Raw genomic sequence first — 20,713 nt, forward strand, 5'->3', positions numbered from 1 at the left:
TTAATGAAAAAGCTAAATATTGGGATACTTGCCTTTTCGGGTATGGTATTTTTAAATTCTTGCGGAACAACAAAAACTGCAGAAAAAACTACTAAAACAGAAACTCCGGTGGCAACTACACAACCCGTAAAAGAAGAGGTGAAAGAAGAAGGGATTACCCTTTCTTACATGGATAAAAGTGTTCGTCCTCAGGATGATTTCTTTAATTACGTGAACGGAAATTGGGTGAAAAATACACAGATTCCGTCTGATAAAGCAAGCTGGGGTTCCTTCAATGCATTGAGGGAAAATGTGGATGATGCTTCCCTTGATATTTTGAATAAAATCTTATCTGAAAAATATTCTGATGGTTCGGAAGGGCAAAAAATACAGAATTTGTATGCATCTTTTATGGATGTAAACAAAAGAAATGCTGATGGATTAGCTCCTATTAAAGGTGATCTGGCTAAAATTGATGCCATTAAAAACCTTAATGATCTTCAGAAATATCTTTTGGATGCGACAAGATTAGGTGACAATTCGTTCTATGGATGGAGAGTAGGTGCAGATATGAAGAATTCTAAAATGAATGCTGTTTATCTTGGTGGACCGGATCTCGGATTAGGAAGAGATTATTATCAAAAAGTAAATGAAGCCAATACCAAAACTTTGGGTGAGTATACTACTTATGTAGGAAAGCTATTCGGAGTATTAGGATATAAAAACTCTACCCAGGCTGCAGAAAATGTGGTTGCCTTTGAAAAACAATTGGCAAACTACCTTTTAACCCTGGAGCAGAACAGGGATGCCAATTTAAGATATAATCCTAAAAATGTTTCTGAGCTATCAGGATTGGTTAAAAATGTAAACCTGGCTAAATATCTTGCAGATGCCGGAGTAAAAACAGATAAAGTTATTGTAGGTGAATTGAAATATTATCAGAATATGGATCAGTTCATCACACAGAAGAATCTTCCATTATTGAAAGACTATTTAAAATATCATGTCATTAACGGTAATGCAAGCAACCTCGATGATGGTCTGGAGCAAATCCGTTTTGATTTCTACTCCAAATATCTTCAGGGACAAAAAGAACAACGTCCGATGAACAAAAGAGGGCTAAGCCTGGTGAATGGCGTTCTTGGTGAAGCTTTTGGAAAATTATATGTTGAGAAATACTTTACTCCTGAAGCAAAAGAGCAGATGGAAACTTATATTGATTACATTCTGAAATCGTTCAAGACGCATATCAATGAAATGGATTGGATGTCTCCGGAAACAAAAGTTAAAGCGCAGGAAAAACTTTCTAAGTTCACCGTAAAAATTGCTTATCCGGATAAGTGGAAAGATTATTCTGCATTGAAAGTAGAAGCACCATCTAAGGGAGCAACGTTATATTCTAACTTACAGAATGTTGCCGCTTGGCAATACCAGAGAAGTCTGGAAAAAGTAGGCAAGCCTGTTGATAAAACTGAGTGGGGAATGACTCCACAAACGGTAAATGCGTATTATAGCGGTTCAAATAATGAGATTGTATTCCCTGCTGCTATTCTTCAGCCTCCCTTCTATAACCCTAAAGCGGATGCTGCCGTTAACTTTGGTGGAATAGGAGCTGTTATCGGCCACGAAATTTCTCATGGTTTTGATGATAGTGGTTCCCGATTCGATGGAGATGGAAATCTGAATAACTGGTGGACAGATGCTGACCGTAAAAACTTTGATGCAAAAGTGGGACAACTTGCAGCTCAGTATAACGGATATGAACCTGTAAAGGGAAGTTTTGTGAACGGTAAGTTTACAAGCGGTGAAAACATTGGCGATCTTGGTGGAGTGGCGGTAGCATATGATGCATTGCAGATGTACCTTAAAGATCATGGAAATCCGGGATTAATCAGTGGATTTACCCAAGATCAGAGATTCTTCATGAGCTGGGCAACAGTTTGGAGGACTAAGTCTACGGATCAGTATATGGTAAATCAGGTGAAGACCGATCCGCATTCTCCTGGATATTTCAGAGCCTTTGGCCCATTGGTGAATCAGGATGCATTTATCAAAGCATTCGACATAAAACCTGGAGATAAGCTGTACAAAGCACCTCAGGATCGTATAAAAATTTGGTAATTCAACCGAAAATTGTTAGAAAAGAAAAAATCCGTCTCTCACATTAGTGGGGACGGATTTTCTTTTAATATGCATTTTTATAATTCCGGATCACAAACTTTATTCCGGTTTCTATAATGTCTCCCATGGTTTTACAATATTTGAAATTTACATCGTAAGTGAGTTTTTGCAAAGCCGTCTTTAGTTCTGTAACATTGGCTTCCGGTGCGAGATCTTCTTTTTTCATAATAGAAATGAGTTCATCAAATCTGTTTTTACTGCTGGTTACCCTTTTTACAATTTGTGAACGTACTTCTTTACGGTACTGTTCTATGGAACTGGGTTTCAGTTTTTCAAGTACCATATTGACCATTTGGCTGTTTTCTTTAAAATATTGGGGGAGGTATACCTTCAGATTTCCTTCATAAGTTTGTTGGTCAAAGTCAATGGGGCGGATTCTGTAAATAACCTGGTCAAAATCATGTATTGGAATAATGACATAGTTATAAGAGCGCATGTCACCAAGGAGCCCAATAAGACAGCGTTCATTGAATTTTACAAACTCCTTGGAGATCTGGGCTTTTTCGGGCTCCGTACAATTGGGTAAGTGTTTCTTAATAAAAACATCACCGGGAATTCCTAAAATATGCTCTTCTATTAAAGTGTTTTTGTAAATCAGAAAGTTAATTCGATTAGGAGAAAGCAGATCCTCAAGCTCCAGTCCATAAATACGGGAAGCATCTGCCTGCTTAATATAAAAGTTAGTGTAATTGTCATTCAGAATATTTCTCACCCGGATTCGAAAAGGTTTAGAATTTCCGAAGGTGCAAAAGTCGATTGTATCCACTTTCAGGTAGGGTAAAGTAGCCTCATCTCCGTCAGAATGAAGAAGAGTATAGATCTTGTTTAGATTAGCTTCTATTTCTTTAAACTCATGTTCAGAATACAATACCCCAAGCCACAAAGTATCTTTACCATCATTATCCAGGATACTTACGCTGTCACTAAATCTCAGGAGGTCTTCATACAGAAAATGAATCTTGGTTATTCTGTTGTGTTTTTTCAGATATTGCTGTAATGCTTCTGAAACAGGAAATATTGGTTTTCTAAACGCTATCTTTACATCTTTCATAATTCTGTTTCTTTGTTTAAATATAAAGAATATTTTTTTCAGTATTTTTTTCAGATATAAGAAGAATTTTTATTTTGTCCGGGATTTAACATCTTTGCATAAGGGTAAAGTACACCAGGATTTTATTTTATCTCTTTATAGCTTATTTTTATTTATTTTTCATAGTTTAGTGAGGTGAAAATGACATATTTAAGTGTCACAGACCAAATAGGATTAAATAATGTAAGAAAAATCTTAACAAAATTTTGTATGTTGGAGTTTTTTTTTAAATTTAAACATTGGATTGGCGACTTATTCGATTCGTCGGGTAAAGCCGGTTCTAACCAAAATCAAAAATCTCAAAATAATAATAATATGGCAATGTTTAATTATGGTGTTGGCGGAAACGAGATAAAAGTAGACGCTAATGAAGCTATTCAGGAAATCCAAGAGAATAAGTCATTAATTGTAAGCCAGCTTACCACCGATGAATCTTATACCCCTGAAATTGTAACAGGATTAAAGACTGTGGATGACGTCTTCAAACATTTTCAACCTTCGATAAGTGTACAACATGAAACGGAAGATGGTAGTGTAATCAATGAAGAATTCCGTTTTCAAAATCTGGGAGACTTCACTCCTAAAAGCCTTACGCAAAAATCAGATTATTTACAGCAACTTAGTATGGAACAGGAACAATATAATAAAATTGTCCGCCAGCTAAAAACCAATAAGGTTCTACGCAGTATGCTGGAAAATGAGCAGACAAGAGCTGCATTTGTGGAAGTGTTGAAAGAAGTGGCACAAGAACTTGAAAAATAACCTAAAGACTTTACATTAAATCATGGATAGTAAATTACAGGCAGCTGAAAGCCAACAACAAGGCCAGCAGCAACATTCGGGACAACCGAAAGGTAATCCCCTTGCCGAACTCAATAAAATTGGCGGTTTCGGTTTTGTAGAATCTGTTGTTGACGGCATCGCCAACATGAATCCTACCAGAAAAGCAAGAAAAGAAATATTTCTCACCGATAATAATAAAGGAGATGAAAGAAAAGAATTGCTACAGAAGATTAATCTTTGGGTAAGCCTTCTGGAAGGGAACGAATCTGCAGATAAAATGGCAGAAGTGTGTAAAAATAAAGCACAACAGGCAGAAAATAGTTTAAAAACAAATTTAAAGAACACTCTGGATACGGTTCGTCAGTTAGAAACCTCTTATCGTACAGTAGCTCAGTTCTATAAAAATACCGAGCTTGATAAGGTTGATAATGTAAGTATTGTGAATGCAAGCTTAGATCAGCTATCGGATCTTGATAATCCACTTTTCATCGATGCTATTGCTGAAGAATTCAAGAGTTATTATGATCGTCTGGATCTTAGAGACAATTATTCCCTTTTAGCCATTCCAGGCTATTTAGGATCAAATAAAGTAGTCGAAAAATGGGCAAAGATCTGTAATGAGAACAAAGTAATGTTGGTTACCGATTTTGCTAATCTTGACAAACCGGATGACGTAGTGGATTTATTTCATTCTGCGAACCTTACCGGTGGAGAACTTCACAGAAGTAATGTAATCATGACCTGCAACTGGCTTGTAGGACGTGGAAGAGCTGAAGAAGTAGGTGAAGAAGAAAATGTGGAACTTCCACCTTCTACTTCATTGGCCGGTAAAATCCATAAAACATTAATGTCTCAGGTAGCGGCCGGTAAGAAACATGGTAACATCAACGAAGTAGATGCCGTAAAATTCGAATTGAAGAAAAGTGAAATTTCTCAGTTGGAAAAAATGGGATTGGTCCCGATGGTTAATGAATATGGCAAGATTATGGCCTTCTCTGCAAAAACGTTGTTTACAGGAGATAATATCGGTCTTCAGACTTATTCTGTAGTTCGTGTATTCGATTATGTAACCAAAGTTTTGCTGGATTTCCTTAACAGAAGAGCATTTGAAAACTGGACCGCTAAAAATGAAGATGATCTGAGAAGACAGATTGTAACCTTCCTTGATGGTATCAAAGGTCCGGATAAACTGATTGAAAAATTCAAGATCGTTCGTTTCGAACAGGATAAAGTAAATAAAGACAGGGTATGGCTTGATATCCGTTTAACGCCTTATTTCCCAACAAAGAGTTTCGTTATTAAATTGGACGGACATAAAGGGGATGATGGTAACGAATGGGAGTCTCAATATACTCAGGACTAATATATCCTTACCAAATAATAAAAACCGATGCAATTTTACATCGGTTTTTTTCTACCAAATTTATATAAAAATTAATATGTTTACATCCAGGTTTGCCTATTGCATACCCGTTTTCCTGATGCTTTTTATAGGCTGCGAGAAGAAATATCAAAGCCCGAATTACTATAAAAAAGATCTTTTCGAAGATGAGAGACAGGAAGGGAAAGCTTACATTATGAATAAAGAAGAATGTATCGACGGCAGTGATATGGTTCTTGTCAGTTCAGATATAAAGCTCGTAGACAGCTCATCCGGTCGCGGGAGACCTATTTTTATTTACAGACTTACTTCCGGTGAGATAGAAAAAACGACAAGAGACTCTGTGGTCACCTATCCGTTCCAGTTTCTATCCAACCAGAGACTAAAGCTTAAAAAAGATTCCATGTATGTTTTTCTGAAAAAACTTAACGGATACCGTTTTATCGCAGAAGAGAAAAAGCTTAAGTATCAATGGCTGAAATCCGCTCCGGTATATACCCTAGGTACAGAAAGTAAATAGTTCTATCTTTGCAATTGCTTTGATTGATTTCCTATCCTATTTGTGAAATGATGTAAAAGGCAGGTTGAATTATTTAAACAGAGTCACTTTTTGGAAAAGAATTTTAAGGGTTCGGACTTTCTTCACGTCGGAAACAAGTTGCTGGGATGGTACAAGGAAAATGCCAGAGATTTACCATTCAGAAAAACAAAAGATCCATATAAAATATGGATCTGCGAAATTGTTTTTCAGCAAACCAGAATTGCTCAGGGGCTTAACCATTATAATAATTTTATAAGACGATTTCCGGATGTGAAATCCCTGGCGTCAGCAGAAGAAGACGAGGTCTTGCTTCACTGGAAAGGCTTGGGGTATTATTCCAGAGCAATCAATATCCATAAGGCAGCTCAACAGATCATGACAGATTTTGATGGTGTTTTTCCTGCCCGGTATGAGGATATATTACAGCTAAAAGGAGTGGGGAAGTATACTGCAGCCGCAGTTTCGAGCATTTGTTTTAACGGACGCATGCCTGCCGTTGATGGGAATTTCTACAGGGTATTAAGTCGTGTTTTCGCAGATGATTTTGATATTTCCGGTTCAAAGGCCTTTGCTTATTTTTCTCAGTTGGCAACATTAGTTATGCCGGAGAATGTCGGAGATTTTAATCAGGCCATGATGGATCTCGGATCTGAAATCTGTAAGCCCAAAAATCCTCTGTGTGAAAAATGTCCGTTAGAAGATGATTGCCTGGCTTTTGCTTTGAACAAGGTTTCAGAGTTTCCGGTTAAAACAAAAAAAGTAAAAACAGAAGACCTTCATCTGCAGTATTATTTTATTCATTACAAAGGCCAATTTGTGATCCAACAAAGAAAAGATGATTTTATCTGGAAGAAACTTTTTGAATTTCCGTCCTCTCTTCCTGAGGATTTCAAGATATTTATAAAAAACCTTAAAACAGTTCAACATAAGCTCACCCATAAGAATCTTACCATAGATATTTATAATGTTGAAATCCCTTCAAAAGCTATCTGGGAGGATTTTACAGTAAATAATCTATATATTGTAACGGACTACCGGGGATCACAGGATAAATCTTTTCCCAAGCCTCTGGAAAGCTATATCCAAAACTCGTTGAAAGACTGAAATTTGTCTTCCTAAATCTGAAATCTAATTTGTACTTTTGCAAAATGATTAAAAAAGTCATTTTTATATTTGCGTCATTGCTTTTAATTTCATGTGGAAAAGATCCAATCCCAAAACCATACGGAGAACTGCGTTTGGAATATCCCACACCAAAATATCAAAAATTTGATCCTAACTGTGCTTATAGTTTTGAATACTCGGATTTTGCAATGATCACAAATGCTAAAAGGCCTTGCTGGTACTATCTGAATTATCCTAAAATGAAGGCTAAGGTTTTTGTTACCTATTATCCGATTCAGAATGATTTTGCCGATCATATCAAAGAAGCTGAAAAGATGGTGTATGAGCACACCATTAAGGCCAGTGCCATTGACACTAAGTCTTTTGAATATCCCGAAAAGAAAGTCTACGGGAATTTTTACGAATTAAAGGGGCAGAGTGCTTCCAATCTTCAATTTTACATTACAGACAGTACAAAACACTTTGTAACTGCTTATCTATACTTTAATACAAGACCGAAACCGGATTCATTGGCTCCTGCAGTAAATTATATCAAGAATGATATGAAGCATCTGCTGGATACTTTCGAATGGAAAAAATAAATCAGTTTAAAATACATTGAAAAATATATGAAACTTTTAGTTGTTGGAAGTGTTGCATTTGATGCAATTGAAACACCGTTTGGTAAGACAGATAAAATTTTGGGAGGTGCCGCTACTTATATCGGTATCACTTCATCTATCTTAGGCGTAAAATCAGGGATTGTTTCTGTTGTTGGAGGGGATTTTCCACAAGAGCATCTTGATATGTTTACCGACAGGGATGTAAATATCGAAGGAATTGAGATCGTGAAAGAAGGAAAAACATTTTTCTGGTCAGGAAAGTATCATAATGATTTAAATACGAGAGATACCTTAGCTACGGAAGTAAATGTTCTGGAAAATTTTGATCCGAAAATTCCGGATTCTATGCAGGATGCAGAGATTTTGTTGTTAGGAAACCTTCATCCGGGGGTACAGCTGTCCGTTCTGGGAAAAATGAATGAACGTCCAAAACTTGTTGTCCTGGATACCATGAATTTCTGGATGGATACAGCGATGGATATTTTAATGGATATGATCGCCAAAACAGATGTGATTACCATCAATGACGAAGAAGCCAGACAGCTTTCAGGAGAATATTCTTTAGTAAAAGCGGCAAAAAAGATCCTTAAAATGGGACCTAAATATGTGATCATTAAAAAAGGGGAACACGGGGCATTACTGTTCAATGAAACTCAGGTGTTCGCAATTCCGGCACTTCCGTTAGAAGATGTTTTTGATCCGACCGGAGCGGGAGATACTTTTGCAGGTGGTTTTGCTGCATATTTAGCCAAGAAACAGAAGATCGATTTTGAAACAATGAAATCAGCATTGATCGTTGGTTCAGCAATGGCCTCATTTACTGTAGAGAAGTTCGGGACCGAAAGAATTGAGGAAGTAAGTGAATCGGATATGTTCAGCAGGCTGAGACAATTCAAAGAATTAACAACATTTGACGTTGAACTACAATAAATAGATGTTTTTAAGAAATATTTATAATAAAAAATTTAGTGTAATTCGTTAAGAATTCTAAATTTGCAACTTGTTTAAAATACTAAAATGATAAATAAACTAAAGATCACTTTTCTTTTTGGAGTTTTTGTGATGCTGTTTGCTACTAACATGAAGGCCCAGTTAAAACAAGGGGACCTGGTGGATGGTATTGCTGCTGTAATCGGAGATGAAATTGTGTTAGAGTCTGACGTTAATGAACAGATGAACTATGCAAAACAGCAGGGCGCTTCCAACACAGATAAGTGTGAGTTTTTGGAGAATCTGATCAACAATAAACTTCTTGTATTCGAAGCAAAAAAGGATACCTTGATTGAAAACAGATCGGCTGCTATTAAAACTCAGGCTAATGCAAAGTACAGCCAGTTACTTTCCCAATTTCCTGACGAAAAAGCAATGTTAGCTGCCTACAAGTTCAGAACTGCTTACGAAATGAAGAATGCTATCGAAAAGATAGACACGGATACCTATTACGGGCAGGCAAAATATCAGAGAGTTACTGATAAGGCCGATGTTACGCCAAATGAAGTAACCGATTTTTATAATATGTATAAAGCTCAGTTACCTGAAATCAAAGATGAAGTAACTTTAGCGCAGATCATGATGTATCCTAAACTTACGGAAGCCCATAAAGATGAGCTGATCAATAAGTTAAAAAAGATTAAACAGGATATTGCAGGTGGAGAATCATTTGAAAGCCAGGCGAGAATCTATTCTGAGGATCCGGGTTCTGCATCTACTGGAGGTTTAATGAAAAATATCTCTAAAGGACAGATGGTAAAGCCATTCGAAGCGGCTGCACTAAACCTTCAGGAAGGGGAAATTTCAGACCCTGTAGAATCAGAATTTGGATACCATATCATTCAATTGGTGAAAAAATCAGGAAAGATATACGATGCAAGACATATCCTTTTGATGGCTACTCCTACTGAAGACGAAATTAAAACAGCTAAAAAGAAATTAGACAGTATTAAAACCCTTATTACAGAAGGGAAAATTACATTTAAAGATGCTGCCTTTAAATATTCAGATGATAAAAGAACAAAATTCAATGGTGGGGTAATTTCCGGATCTGATGGTTCTAATAAGATCGAAAGAGAAACTATTCCGGGAACTATCAGCTATGAATTGGCAGGTCTTAATAAGGATGATATTACCAGTGCTTTTGATGATGAAGACGAGAGAAAAAGAAAAGTAGTGAAAATTGTGAAGATCGAAGATGTGATTCCTTCTCACCAGATCACTCTGGAAACCGATTATGACAGAATAAAGCAAATGGCACTTAATAAGAAGCGAAATGAAATGGTTGAAAAATTTGTGAATTCCAAATTACCAACAACATTTATATCGATAGACAGCCGTTACGATTCCTGCAAGTTTAAAGGAAACTGGAAAAAAGAGGCTTTAAAGAAATAATAGAAAAACCTTCAGATGATCTGAAGGTTTTTTTTATAGATGGCATCCGGGATAATTAAAATTAAAAAGAAAATTTATCTGAATATTTTTCAAATAGGAAGGGATGAAATTTTTGTTTTTTAGTATTTTTACAGCATGAGTAATTTTATAGATTTTAGTGCGGCTAAAAAAATTTATGGGATGGAATCAGAACAAAACAGGATTACCAGACTTTTTGATATAAAATATCCGATCATTCAGGCAGGAATGATATGGCATTCCGGATGGAGACTTGCTTCAGCAGTTTCCAATTGCGGAGGGCTGGGATTAATCGGTGCAGGAAGTATGTACCCTGATATTTTAAGAGAGAATATTCAGAAATGCAAAGCAGCTACAGACAAGCCTTTTGGCGTAAATGTACCTATGCTTTATCCTAATATCGAGGAAATTATTCAAATCATTTTGGAAGAGGGAGTGAAGATTGTTTTTACCTCAGCAGGAAATCCTAAAACCTATACAGAAACTTTACAGAAAGAAGGTATTAAGGTGGCTCATGTTGTTTCATCTACAAAATTTGCCATTAAATGTGAAGATGCGGGAGTAGATGCTGTGGTAGCGGAAGGCTTTGAAGCAGGAGGACATAACGGGAGGGATGAAACTACGACCTTCTGCCTTATCCCTAATGTAAAGCAACACATTTCTAAGCCCTTAATTGCAGCTGGAGGAATTGCTTTAGGTTCTCAGATAAAAGCGGCTATGATTTTGGGAGCAGATGGTGTACAAATAGGGTCCCGGTTTGCGGCAACCCATGAAGCCAGCGCCCACGAAAACTGGAAAAAGAAAATTACAGAGCTGAATGAAGGAGATACTCATCTTACCTTAAAAGAACTGGCTCCGGTAAGGATGGTTAAAAATAAATTCTTCAATGAGCTAGAAAATATTTATCAGTCCGGGAGAGATGCGGAAGCTTTAGCGGCGTCTTTGGGTAGGGCAAGAGCAAAAAAGGGGATGTTCGAAGGAGATTTGGAAGATGGAGAACTGGAAATAGGACAAGTGTCTGCATTGATCAATGACATCCTACCTGTTGAAACTGTTTTTGCTAATCTTCTGAACGAATTTGAAGAGGTAAAAATGCCTAAATTTTAATGAAGCAATAACTTGAATGTCGGTTAATTTAGCAAAACCCCAAATAAAAAACCTTTATATAGAATGCGATAATTCACGGGGAAACACGCCTACATTGGTTTTTCTTCACGACTCCCTTGGATGCACCCAATTATGGAGGGATTTTCCCCAAAAACTTTCCGAAGCTTCCCAATGTAATGTTTTAGTTTATGATCGTTTAGGATATGGTAAATCAGGTCCGATGCTTACACACGAAAGACCCGATAATTATATGGAGCTGGAAGCAGATCTTCTGAATGAGTTGTTGCAGGAGCTTAACATCAAAGATGCTATTTTATTCGGGCACAGTGACGGAGGAACCATAGCTCTGATCACTGCCGGTAAATATCCCCAAAGAATAAAAGCCGTTATTTGTGAAGCAGGACATATTTTCGTTGAAGATGTTACGCTGAAAGGAGTGTATGATGCATGGGAAGCTTATAAAACTACGAATCTTCCTGAGCGCCTGCAAAAATACCATGGAGATAAAGTAGAAATGCTTTTCAAGGCCTGGACAGAAACCTGGACTCGGGAGGGATACAGAAATTGGAACATCGAGTATATATTGAAAGATATTATATGTCCATTACTATTTATTCAGGGAGATGCTGATGAATATGGAACTTTAGATCAGGTAGAAAAAACAGTAGGACAGGTGAGCGGATTCTCAGAGAAATATATTATACCAGGAGTAGGACATATACCACACAAAGAAGTACCTGATATTATATTGGAGAAGGCGAAAGAGTTCATAGAGAAACACATTTAATAAGGTTGGTCTATAAATTTGTTAATTCATACTCTATATTTTTTCTGGCCTGATGTTCATATTTATTCTTAAAATAGTCAGTTTTAAAAATATAATCCGACTCCAGAAAATGCAGAAGTACTTTTCTTCTGCCAGGTTTATATAGAAAGTCAGGATAGATAGAGTATTCTCTTCTGATCATTTTAGTATATTCCAGATAGGTTTGAGTGTCTTGTCCTAAAATCGATAAGTCAGCGTCTAAAAGATAGTTGGTGTCATTATCTGGGGATTTTTGATGCAGTTGAGTCGCCAGAATCTGTTGAATGATATTATCTAGGGACTTTTTTTCTACCCTAATTTCACTAAGCCTTATTTTCGCTAATTCAGCACTTTTTTTCTCATTAGCTTTTGAGGAAGCATCATAAATAATATCGTGATAAAATACTGCAAAACTTATCACCTGAAAATCTGAAATATCACTTTTTATCTTTTCCAGCTCCGAAAATAAAGCAGTCAGATGTTCCAGATTGTGATAAAATCTTCCTTTTTGGGAGTATTGGGTCTGTATTTCCTGCCACAATTTATTAATGAGATACTGGTCCTGTGTGTAAGGAAGGAGATTCTGAGCTAATCTTTCTTTCAGATTCATATTATTAGAAGGGATAAAAAAAGGAACTTAAAAAGTTCCTTGATTTGCTTCGATTGTTGCTTTCAGGTCTGCCCAGCCACCGCCGTTATAACCGTCCTTTAACCCCTGGGAATTTAAATATTCCAAAGCTTTTCCGCTTCTGTTTCCACTTCTGCAGAAAATTACAACTGGTTTTTCTATCGATAGAATTTCTTCTTTTCTATCTTCAACTTCACCTAATGGAATATTTTGAGCTCCTTCTATATTACCATCCATTTCCAGTTCCATTGGTTCGCGAACATCTATTAATTGATAATTTCCGGATTTTAATACATCTGCTAATGACATAATTGTAAATATTTAGTGTTAAAAGTATAAAATGGCTGTCTGAAATATTTCACACACCCAAACTCCAACAAATTTATAAAATAATCTTAGTTTTGCAATGGGAAATCATGAATTCAACTGCTGAAAAATATTCTGAACTGATAAAGTCCAAGGCACAAAGTTTTGGATTTCAGAATTGTGGTATCTCCAAAGCTGATTTCCTCGAAGAAGATGCCCGTCATCTGGAGAAATGGTTAAAGAATAACTTCCATGGGGAAATGAAATACATGGAAAACCATTTTGATAAAAGATTAGATCCCCGATTACTGGTAGAAGGCTCGAAGTCAGTGATTTCATTATCCTATAACTATTTCCCTGAAGAGAAGCTTTCCACGCTGGAAAACTACAAGATCTCAAAGTATGCATACGCTGAAGATTATCACGAGGTAATTAAGGAAATTCTTCGTGAAATGGTGACTGAGCTACAGGAGGAGATCGGGGAATTCGGATTCAGGGTTTTTGTAGATTCTGCTCCCGTACTTGAAAGAAGCTGGGCCAGGAAATCCGGAATTGGATGGGTAGGGAAAAACGCCAATCTGATCACGAAACAAAACGGGTCATTTTATTTTTTAGCGGAGATTATTTGCGATCTTGAGCTGATTGCAGATCACGAAACCACCAACCATTGCGGTACCTGCAGAAAATGTATCGATGCTTGTCCTACAGATGCTATCATCTCGGATAAAATCGTTGATGGAAGCAAATGTATTTCATATGCTACCATTGAATTGAAAAGTGAAATTCCCGATTATTTCAGGGATAAAATGCAGGATTGGATGTTTGGCTGTGATATCTGTCAGGATGTTTGCCCTTGGAACCGGTTTTCAGCTCCGAATATGCAGAGCAAATTCAAGCCTAACGATAGCCTTAAAAATTTTAAAAAAGGCGAATGGAAAGAGCTTACGCAGGAATTATTCTCTGAAATCTTCAGGAAATCGCCTGTAAAAAGAACAAAATATGCAGGCCTGAAAAGAAATATTGAGTTTTTGGAAAACGGTAGTGATCCTGAATCTTAAAAAAGAAGCCTACCTTTCGGTAAGCTTCCCTAAGAAAAAATTAAATTGGTATATATTATTTTTTAATAATATCGGGGGGTGCAACAGGATTCTGATCCCATCCGCCACCAAGTGCCCTGTAAATGGCAACACTTGCTTTTAACTGATTCACTTTCTTTTCAACGAGTTCAAACTTGGATTCAAGAGCATCCCGTTGGGTTAGGAGAACTTCCATATAATCTGCACGGGCATATTTAAAAAGATCATTGGAAATATCAATGGACTTTGTTAAGGCATTTACTTCCTGATTTTTAATATCAAAACTATTTTCCAGATTATGAATCTTTGATAATTGGTTGGCTACCTCAATATAAGCACCCAGTATAGTTTGCTCATAATGGTAAACAGCCTGCACCTGTTTTGCATTGGCATTATAATAAGCTGCCTTTATTGCATTTCTATTGATCAGTGGGGCAGTAAGCTCTCCTGCAAGAGAATACAGAAAGGACTGAGGCTTGACAATGTACAGAGGGTTAAAAGCCTGAAATCCTACTCCCGCAGCAATATCAAGAGAAGGATAAAACCTTGCTTTTGCTGATTTTATATCCAGCTTTGATGCAGCAAGCTCATATTCAGCCTGTTTAATGTCAGGTCTGTTTTCCAGTAGCTCTGAAGGAATCCCCGTATATACCGGTTGTGGAACGAGGGTATCAAAAGTATTGCGGGTTCTTTCCACAGGCTGTGGAAATCTTCCGACAAGGTAGTTGATCCTATTCTCTGTTTCCACAATTTTCTGCCTGATATCGTACTGCATTCCCTGGGTTTTTAAAACCTGAGCCTGAAAACGTTGTACGGCAAGTTCATTGGAACGGGCAAATTTTTTGAGATCTCTTACAACCTCTAAAGCATCATTCTGAATCTTTATATTCTGCTGTAGGATATCCAGTTCATTATCCAGAGCCAGCAGTTCATAGTAAGAATCAGCAATTTCAGCAATAAGATTCGTGGTCATAAAATTCTTTCCCTCTACACCGGCAAGGTACCTCTGTACCTGAGCTCTTGTGGCATTGTGCAGTTTCCCCCAGATATCGGTTTCCCATTTGGCCTGGGCTCCTACAGCAAAATCAAATAAAGGATCCGGCATTTCTCTGCCCGGTTCAATTTCAGTATTCGCTTCCATTGCGCCGATATTAGTGTATCTGCTTACTTTATCCATACCGGCTCCGGCTTTCAAACCTACTGACGGCAAATACTCTCCCTTACGGGCCTTGATCTCATTTTTGGAAATTTCTATTTCCTGGAGAACAATATTCAGCTCCTGGTTATTCTTAAGAGCTTCATTGATCAGTGCCTGGAGATTTGGATCACTAAAATATTCATTCCATTTGATCTTTCCTGTATTGGAAGAACTATTATCATCAGTCCCGTATTGTTCAGGAACTGTTTTATTTTCGGCACGCTGTTCTATTTCTATAGGTTTGCAGGCAGCAAGGCTTAATAGGACCAGTGCGATCCCTGCATATTGATATATTTTATTCTTATTCATAGTGTATCATATCTTCGCTTAGCGGTGATTCATCTTCGTCTTTGATCATTTTTTTGCCATCAGACCATTTGGCAAAAATGTAATAGAGGCCAGGAATAATGATGACTCCTAAAATAGTTCCCACGAGCATTCCTCCTAATGCAGAAGCTCCAATGGTGTGGTTTCCGATCGCTCCGGCACCTCCTGCAAAAATTAAAGGAACAAGACCTGCAATAAATGCAAAAGAAGTCATCAGGATCGGACGGAACCTGATCCTTGCACCTTCCACGGCTGCTTCAAATATGGAATCCCCTGACTGTCTCCGCTGTACGGCAAACTCAACGATTAATACCGCATTTTTACCCAGAAGACCGATTACCATGATCAGTCCTACCTGAGCATAGATGTCATTTTCCAGACCCATTGCCTTAAGGAGAAGGAAAGATCCGAATACCCCCACAGGAAGCGAAAATAAGACAGCGAATGGAATGACAAAGCTTTCATACTGCGCCGCAAGTACGAGGTATACGAATACAAGAACAACCAGGAATACATAGATGGCTTCATTTCCGCGCTGTGCTTCGTCATAAGACAATCCTTCCCAGGCAACTTTGTATCCGTGAGGTAAAGTTTTAATTGCTGTTTCATTAATCGCATTAATTGCATCTGCAGTTGTGTACCCGGCAGCCGGTAACCCCCGGATCGCAGCAGAATTATACATGTTGTAGCGGGTAATTTCATTAGGCCCCTGTGTTTTTTTTAGCGTCATGAATGCTGAATAAGGAACCATTTCATCACGGTCATTTTTTACATAGAGCTTCATGATATCCGAAGGAAGTCTTCTGAATTCAGGAGAAGATTGTACATATACTTTAAAGAACTGCCCGAATCTGATAAATCCTTGCTCATAGGTACTTCCGATCAGGATATTCAGGTTGTCCATCGCCTTACCGATAGAAACTCCTTTCTGCATGGCGGCATTATTATCAAAAACAAGCTCATATTGCGGATAATTGGCTGCAAAAAAGGTGAATACCCCTGTTAATTCCTTGCGCTTTTTAAGGTTGGCAATAAATTCCTTGTTTACCTTATCGAAATCCTGATAATCTGTGGTTCTGTTCAGATCCAGCAGTCTCATGGAAAATCCTCCTGAAGATCCAAATCCGGGAACAGCCGGTGGTTCAAAAAACTCAATGGTTGCTCCGAGATCTTTTGATTTTTCTTCAAGTTCTTTCATGATTTCTTTTACAGAATGGTCACGGGCACTCCAGGTTTTAAGGTTAATCAGACAAGTTCCGGCATTAGAACCACGCCCTTCCGTCATAATTTCGTAACCCGCCAGTGAGGATACGGATTCTACACCGTCCACACCCTGACAGATCTTCTGTAATGCTCTGGAAACCTTATTGGTCTGTTCCAATGTAGAACCCGGAGGTGTCTGAATAATGGCATAAATCGTTCCCTGGTCTTCATTGGGGATGAAACCTCCCGGAAGTGTTTTATTGATGATAAAAATTCCGGCTGAAAATAAAATCAGGATTCCCCAGGTTACCACTTTTCTGTTAACGATTTTTCTCAGAAGCAATGCATACTTACCGGTTACTTTATCAAAACCTTTATTAAATGCATCCAGTGATTTTGTAAAGAGATTGGCTTTTTTAGGTTTTCCATGATTGTTTTTCAGCAGCATTGCCGCTAAAACAGGCGTTAATGTAAGGGCAACTACAGCAGAAATCACGATGGAACTCGCCATTGTAATTGAAAACTGACGATAAAAGGTTCCTACCGGCCCTGTCATAAATGAAATAGGGACAAATACTGCCACCATTACAGCAGTAATTGCGATAATAGCGCCTGCAATTTCAGCCATTACTTCTTTCACAGCTTTATAAGGTGAAATGTTGCTTTCTTCCATCTTGGCGTGTACAGCCTCAATAACCACAATCGCATTATCCACAACGATACCGATAGCAAGAACAAGGGCAAATAAGGTTACCAGATTTATGGATAGGCCAAAAAGCTGGATAACAAAGAACGTTCCTACTAAAGAGACGGGAACGGCAATGATTGGGATCAATGTTGACCTCCAGTCTCCAAGGAAGATGAAAACTACAATGGCTACAAGAATAAAGGCATCCCTCAATGTGTGGACCACCTGTTCGATGGAAGCATCCAGAAACTGGGATACGTCATAGCTGATCTTGTAATCTACCCCTGGTGGGAAGCTACCTTTCATTTCCTCAAGCTTTGCTTTCACATCTTTTATTACGTCATTCGCGTTACTTCCATAATTCTGCTTCAGGACTATAGAAGCAGAAGGATGTCCGTCGAGATTGGAATAAATATCAAAGAATTCGCTTCCCAGTTCTACCTTAGCTACGTCTTTAAGCTTAATATTTTCCCCCTCAGCATTGGAACGGACAATAATGTTCTCGTACTCTTCAGGTTTGTTATATTGTCCTTTATAGGTAAGAACATATTCAAGGGACTGCGCTGCAATTCCTGAGCTCTGACCGATTCTTCCGGGACGCCCGATAATGCTTTGCTCACCAATAGCCTTCATTACCTCATCCACAGAAATAGAATAAGCACGCATACGATCGGGATTCAGCCAGATTCGCATTGCATATCTTCGGCTTCCCAGGATCTGTGATTTTGCGATACCGTGAATACGGTTGATTTCAGGAATGATGTTTACGGTTGCATAGTTGTAAAGGAATTTTTCGTCCATGCTCTTGTTGGTACTGTATAAATTGACATACATCAGCATACTGGGCTGAATGGGATTTACTACAACCCCCTCTTTCTGTACAAGTTCAGGTAAAAGGGGCATCACCTGGTCTACTCTCGTTTTTACAAGAACAACGGCAGCATTGGGATCTGTTCCGGGATCAAAAACAACGTTTACCGTAGCTTCTCCGGCACTGGTCGCATCGGTGGTGATGTAACGCATTCCCTGTACTCCATTGATGGCATTTTCAATGGTAATCAATGAGGATTTCACCAGTACATCGGCACTCGCACCCGGATAAGCAATGGATACGGCAACCGTAGTAGGTGCGATTTTTGGAAATTGTTCGGTAGGAAGCTGTTTAATGGCCAATCCACCGACAAAGAGGATGATGACCGATATTACGATTGCGAATACCGGCCGGTGTATTACTTTTTTAAACATAATTCTGCTTTTTAATTACTCAGCATAGAGATCCAGGTTCGACATCACTTTTTCAGGCTTCTGATAGCGGGTGGAAATTTTTTGATTTTCCTGTACCATTCGAAGCCCGTCCAAAAGAATTCTTTCATCTTTTCCAAGTCCTGACGCCACTACATAAATATGTGGTAATTCAGCAGCAATTTTTATTTCCCGTGCTTTTACTTTGTTGTCTTTGTTGATTACATATACATATTTCTTTTCCAGCTCTTCAAAAGTTGCTTTCTGAGGAATCAGCATAGCGTTGGCATAGGGAGCTGTAATCTGTATATTTCCGGTTTCCCCATATCTGAGAAGACCCTTAGGGTTAGAAAAAGTTGCTCTATATGCAATATTTCCTGTTTCATTATCAAAATCAGACTCGATGGTTTCCACAATACCATCCTGGCTGAATGTTTTTCCATTGGCCATTTTTAAACGGACATGCATAGGATCATTGTCCTTTCTGTCACTCATCTGATTCAGGTATTCAGCCTCCGGAACATTGAAGTATACCCACATCTTGCTGTTATCCGAAAGTTCTGTGATCAGCTCACCTTCGTCTACCAGACTTCCTTTCCGAACATGCAGACGGCCTACAATTCCGTTAAAAGGAGCCCTGATCTCGGTAAATTTAAGGTGCGTATTCATTGACGAAAGCTCAGCCTGGGCTTTTTCATATTTCGCCTTAGCCATTGCCATTTCCTGCGGAGCTACAATATCTTTATCTGAAAGATTTTTAGTGTTCTGGTATTCTATCTGAGCATATTTTGCTTCTGCCTTTGCCCTGTTAACATCAGATTCATAAAGGTTGGGCATAATTTTAAATAGCAGTTGTCCCTTTTTTACATATTGACCTTCATCTACATATAAGGTCTGGATATAACCTTTTTCCTGAGCACGGAGTTCTATATGGTTAATGGATCGGATTTGCGCTACATAATCTTTATCGATTAAAGTATCTTTCACTAGCGGGCTTGTTACATTGAAAACCGCAGCTTCTGCTTTTTCTTTTTTCTCTGATTGACAGCTTATGCATAGCAAAATAATGCACAGGTTTATATACATGAGACTTTTCTTGACCATGATAATCATTTTATAGTAAATTTTTTTAATTGAAAAAATAAGTTTGCAGGCTCTCAGCATGAGAACCTATAAATTTTCCGTAAAAATATACTAAGATCACAGCCGGATGACCCTGTACTGGATGTACAGGTCATCATTGAAATATTTTAGATGTTCTGAATTAGCAAGTGAAACAGCACTCTGTCTGTTATGGAATATCGTAACGAAATCAGGTTTCAGATGTCCGATGTCAGTCCCTAAACAGATTGGAGGTCCCGTAAAACCGGATGTCTCTACATTATCATCGTTTTCATTATCGCTTTCGGAAAGGTTTGCTCTAAGCTTATGATAGGGCAGGTGTGAAACAACATATTGATCATGAAGTTCATGGTCTCTTAGAAAAGCATAAGAATGTTTTATATTGTTTTCCGAAGAATCATCACTTACGGATTTTGAATTGAAGTTGACATCAAAATCGGGATACTCCGGTATCTGACCAGAGTACAAACCTAAAACAGTGAGTAGTGCAAATAAAAAGGTAAACAAATATTGATGAAATCTTCCCCGCATCCAATGACAAAGGTAACTAAACTTGAAAATTGAAACAAAACGTGGGGATTAAAAATGTGTTAAAAAAATGATAAAAATGTAAAATATAATTACAATAAATGCCTGATTGCAAGTTCTTGATGAGAATGTATCCAAAAAAAAGGGAAGATTGAAGGGGATAAGGTGGTGAGAAACTGAAAAATTGAGTTTCGCATGAGGAGTTAAGCGTTAAATTTTTGGTGATAAACCCTCGTTTGGAATTTCTGCTGTTCCAAATTAAAGAGGGTAGTCGACCATTCCTTAAATTTAGCGGTTTAAGGAGGCAAAGATTTTGTGAATAAAAATTCTCTGAAAAGCCTTTCCTAAAAAGAAAAATTGACTTTCAAAAAGATAAAATCTTTTAGAAAATCAACGTT

The 20,713-nt window shown here is 37.9% G+C and carries 18 protein-coding genes; 11 read left to right on the plus strand and 7 right to left on the minus strand.

Annotated features, from left to right (window positions below; translation table 11 throughout):
- Window positions 1–3 precede the first annotated feature (3 nt).
- Window positions 4–2,100 (plus strand): M13 family metallopeptidase, encoded by a 2,097-nt coding sequence (locus G9C87_RS00540; RefSeq protein ID WP_172276772.1) that lies wholly within the window; start codon window positions 4–6, stop codon window positions 2,098–2,100.
- A 64-nt stretch (window positions 2,101–2,164) separates the two neighbouring features.
- Here the strand turns inward: G9C87_RS00540 and G9C87_RS00545 are convergent, their stop codons facing one another.
- Window positions 2,165–3,211, minus strand: coding sequence for a hypothetical protein (locus G9C87_RS00545; protein WP_172276775.1), 1,047 nt, complete (start codon window positions 3,209–3,211; stop codon window positions 2,165–2,167).
- A 354-nt stretch (window positions 3,212–3,565) separates the two neighbouring features.
- Between G9C87_RS00545 and G9C87_RS00550 the strand changes: the two genes are divergently transcribed.
- From G9C87_RS00550 to G9C87_RS00590, 9 genes are all read left to right on the plus strand, one after another.
- Window positions 3,566–4,012 carry a type VI secretion system contractile sheath small subunit gene (locus G9C87_RS00550; protein ID WP_228456922.1) on the plus strand — a complete coding sequence of 149 codons (447 nt, stop codon included), beginning with the start codon at window positions 3,566–3,568 and terminating at the stop codon, window positions 4,010–4,012.
- A 22-nt stretch (window positions 4,013–4,034) separates the two neighbouring features.
- The gene (locus G9C87_RS00555; RefSeq protein ID WP_172276781.1) at window positions 4,035–5,396 is read left to right on the plus strand and encodes a DUF5458 family protein; all 1,362 of its coding nucleotides are present in this window, start codon (window positions 4,035–4,037) and stop codon (window positions 5,394–5,396) included.
- Window positions 5,397–5,472: 76 nt separating this feature from the next.
- Window positions 5,473–5,934, plus strand: coding sequence for a hypothetical protein (locus G9C87_RS00560; RefSeq protein ID WP_228456923.1), 462 nt, complete (start codon window positions 5,473–5,475; stop codon window positions 5,932–5,934).
- A 90-nt stretch (window positions 5,935–6,024) separates the two neighbouring features.
- Window positions 6,025–7,059 (plus strand): A/G-specific adenine glycosylase, encoded by a 1,035-nt coding sequence (gene mutY / locus G9C87_RS00565; protein ID WP_172276784.1) that lies wholly within the window; start codon window positions 6,025–6,027, stop codon window positions 7,057–7,059.
- 44 nt (window positions 7,060–7,103) lie between these two features.
- Window positions 7,104–7,661, plus strand: a complete 558-nt coding sequence (gene gldD / locus G9C87_RS00570; RefSeq protein WP_172276787.1) for a gliding motility lipoprotein GldD — start codon at window positions 7,104–7,106, stop codon at window positions 7,659–7,661.
- A 27-nt stretch (window positions 7,662–7,688) separates the two neighbouring features.
- Complete coding sequence (locus G9C87_RS00575) at window positions 7,689–8,612, plus strand: PfkB family carbohydrate kinase (RefSeq protein WP_172276790.1); 924 nt, start codon at window positions 7,689–7,691, stop codon at window positions 8,610–8,612.
- Window positions 8,613–8,699: 87 nt separating this feature from the next.
- Entirely contained in the window at window positions 8,700–10,067 is a 1,368-nt protein-coding gene (locus tag G9C87_RS00580; RefSeq protein WP_172276793.1) for a peptidylprolyl isomerase, read from the plus strand.
- 180 nt (window positions 10,068–10,247) lie between these two features.
- Complete coding sequence (locus tag G9C87_RS00585) at window positions 10,248–11,192, plus strand: NAD(P)H-dependent flavin oxidoreductase (RefSeq protein WP_172276796.1); 945 nt, start codon at window positions 10,248–10,250, stop codon at window positions 11,190–11,192.
- Between the two features lie 16 nt (window positions 11,193–11,208).
- Complete coding sequence (locus G9C87_RS00590; RefSeq protein WP_172276799.1) at window positions 11,209–11,979, plus strand: alpha/beta fold hydrolase; 771 nt, start codon at window positions 11,209–11,211, stop codon at window positions 11,977–11,979.
- A 10-nt stretch (window positions 11,980–11,989) separates the two neighbouring features.
- Here G9C87_RS00590 and G9C87_RS00595 read toward each other — a convergent pair whose 3' ends face one another.
- Together G9C87_RS00595 and G9C87_RS00600 are read right to left on the minus strand one after the other, a co-directional pair.
- Entirely contained in the window at window positions 11,990–12,607 is a 618-nt protein-coding gene (locus G9C87_RS00595; protein ID WP_172276802.1) for a hypothetical protein, read from the minus strand.
- A gap of 27 nt (window positions 12,608–12,634) precedes the next feature.
- Window positions 12,635–12,934: a rhodanese-like domain-containing protein gene (locus tag G9C87_RS00600; RefSeq protein ID WP_172276805.1), complete on the minus strand. Its 300-nt coding sequence runs from the start codon at window positions 12,932–12,934 to the stop codon at window positions 12,635–12,637.
- 107 nt (window positions 12,935–13,041) lie between these two features.
- Here G9C87_RS00600 and queG point away from each other — a divergent pair, with 107 nt between their 5' ends.
- Window positions 13,042–13,989: a tRNA epoxyqueuosine(34) reductase QueG gene (queG, locus tag G9C87_RS00605; RefSeq protein WP_172276808.1), complete on the plus strand. Its 948-nt coding sequence runs from the start codon at window positions 13,042–13,044 to the stop codon at window positions 13,987–13,989.
- 55 nt (window positions 13,990–14,044) lie between these two features.
- On the opposite strand, the gene G9C87_RS00610 is transcribed toward queG, so the two are convergent.
- The 4 genes from G9C87_RS00610 to G9C87_RS00625 form a co-directional block, all read right to left on the minus strand.
- Window positions 14,045–15,514 (minus strand): TolC family protein, encoded by a 1,470-nt coding sequence (locus G9C87_RS00610; RefSeq protein WP_172276811.1) that lies wholly within the window; start codon window positions 15,512–15,514, stop codon window positions 14,045–14,047.
- Complete coding sequence (locus G9C87_RS00615; RefSeq protein WP_172276814.1) at window positions 15,507–18,668, minus strand: efflux RND transporter permease subunit; 3,162 nt, start codon at window positions 18,666–18,668, stop codon at window positions 15,507–15,509. The genes G9C87_RS00610 and G9C87_RS00615 overlap by 8 nt, the downstream gene beginning before the upstream one ends.
- A 15-nt stretch (window positions 18,669–18,683) precedes the next feature.
- The gene (locus tag G9C87_RS00620; protein ID WP_172276817.1) at window positions 18,684–19,769 is read right to left on the minus strand and encodes an efflux RND transporter periplasmic adaptor subunit; all 1,086 of its coding nucleotides are present in this window, start codon (window positions 19,767–19,769) and stop codon (window positions 18,684–18,686) included.
- Window positions 19,770–19,865: 96 nt separating this feature from the next.
- On the minus strand, window positions 19,866–20,294 hold the full coding sequence (locus tag G9C87_RS00625) for a hypothetical protein (protein WP_172276820.1): 429 nt from the start codon (window positions 20,292–20,294) through the stop codon (window positions 19,866–19,868).
- Window positions 20,295–20,713: the final 419 nt, after the last annotated feature.

Source organism: Chryseobacterium sp. LAM-KRS1, from assembly GCF_013184525.1.
In the GTDB taxonomy this organism is placed as follows: domain Bacteria; phylum Bacteroidota; class Bacteroidia; order Flavobacteriales; family Weeksellaceae; genus Chryseobacterium; species Chryseobacterium proteolyticum.

Excerpts from the sequence above, each read along its gene's own strand:
- G9C87_RS00540 (WP_172276772.1), top strand. The coding sequence starts at position 4 with ATGAAAAAGCTAAATATTGGGATACTTGCCTTTTCGGGTATGGTATTT.
- G9C87_RS00545 (WP_172276775.1), bottom strand. The coding sequence starts at position 3,211 with ATGAAAGATGTAAAGATAGCGTTTAGAAAACCAATATTTCCTGTTTCA.
- G9C87_RS00550 (WP_228456922.1), top strand. The coding sequence starts at position 3,566 with ATGGCAATGTTTAATTATGGTGTTGGCGGAAACGAGATAAAAGTAGAC.
- G9C87_RS00555 (WP_172276781.1), top strand. The coding sequence starts at position 4,035 with ATGGATAGTAAATTACAGGCAGCTGAAAGCCAACAACAAGGCCAGCAG.
- G9C87_RS00560 (WP_228456923.1), top strand. The coding sequence starts at position 5,473 with ATGTTTACATCCAGGTTTGCCTATTGCATACCCGTTTTCCTGATGCTT.
- gldD (WP_172276787.1), top strand. The coding sequence starts at position 7,104 with ATGATTAAAAAAGTCATTTTTATATTTGCGTCATTGCTTTTAATTTCA.
- G9C87_RS00575 (WP_172276790.1), top strand. The coding sequence starts at position 7,689 with ATGAAACTTTTAGTTGTTGGAAGTGTTGCATTTGATGCAATTGAAACA.
- G9C87_RS00580 (WP_172276793.1), top strand. The coding sequence starts at position 8,700 with ATGATAAATAAACTAAAGATCACTTTTCTTTTTGGAGTTTTTGTGATG.
- G9C87_RS00585 (WP_172276796.1), top strand. The coding sequence starts at position 10,248 with ATGGAATCAGAACAAAACAGGATTACCAGACTTTTTGATATAAAATAT.
- G9C87_RS00590 (WP_172276799.1), top strand. The coding sequence starts at position 11,209 with ATGTCGGTTAATTTAGCAAAACCCCAAATAAAAAACCTTTATATAGAA.
- G9C87_RS00595 (WP_172276802.1), bottom strand. The coding sequence starts at position 12,607 with ATGAATCTGAAAGAAAGATTAGCTCAGAATCTCCTTCCTTACACACAG.
- G9C87_RS00600 (WP_172276805.1), bottom strand. The coding sequence starts at position 12,934 with ATGTCATTAGCAGATGTATTAAAATCCGGAAATTATCAATTAATAGAT.
- queG (WP_172276808.1), top strand. The coding sequence starts at position 13,042 with ATGAATTCAACTGCTGAAAAATATTCTGAACTGATAAAGTCCAAGGCA.
- G9C87_RS00610 (WP_172276811.1), bottom strand. The coding sequence starts at position 15,514 with ATGAATAAGAATAAAATATATCAATATGCAGGGATCGCACTGGTCCTA.
- G9C87_RS00615 (WP_172276814.1), bottom strand. The coding sequence starts at position 18,668 with ATGTTTAAAAAAGTAATACACCGGCCGGTATTCGCAATCGTAATATCG.
- G9C87_RS00620 (WP_172276817.1), bottom strand. The coding sequence starts at position 19,769 with ATGGTCAAGAAAAGTCTCATGTATATAAACCTGTGCATTATTTTGCTA.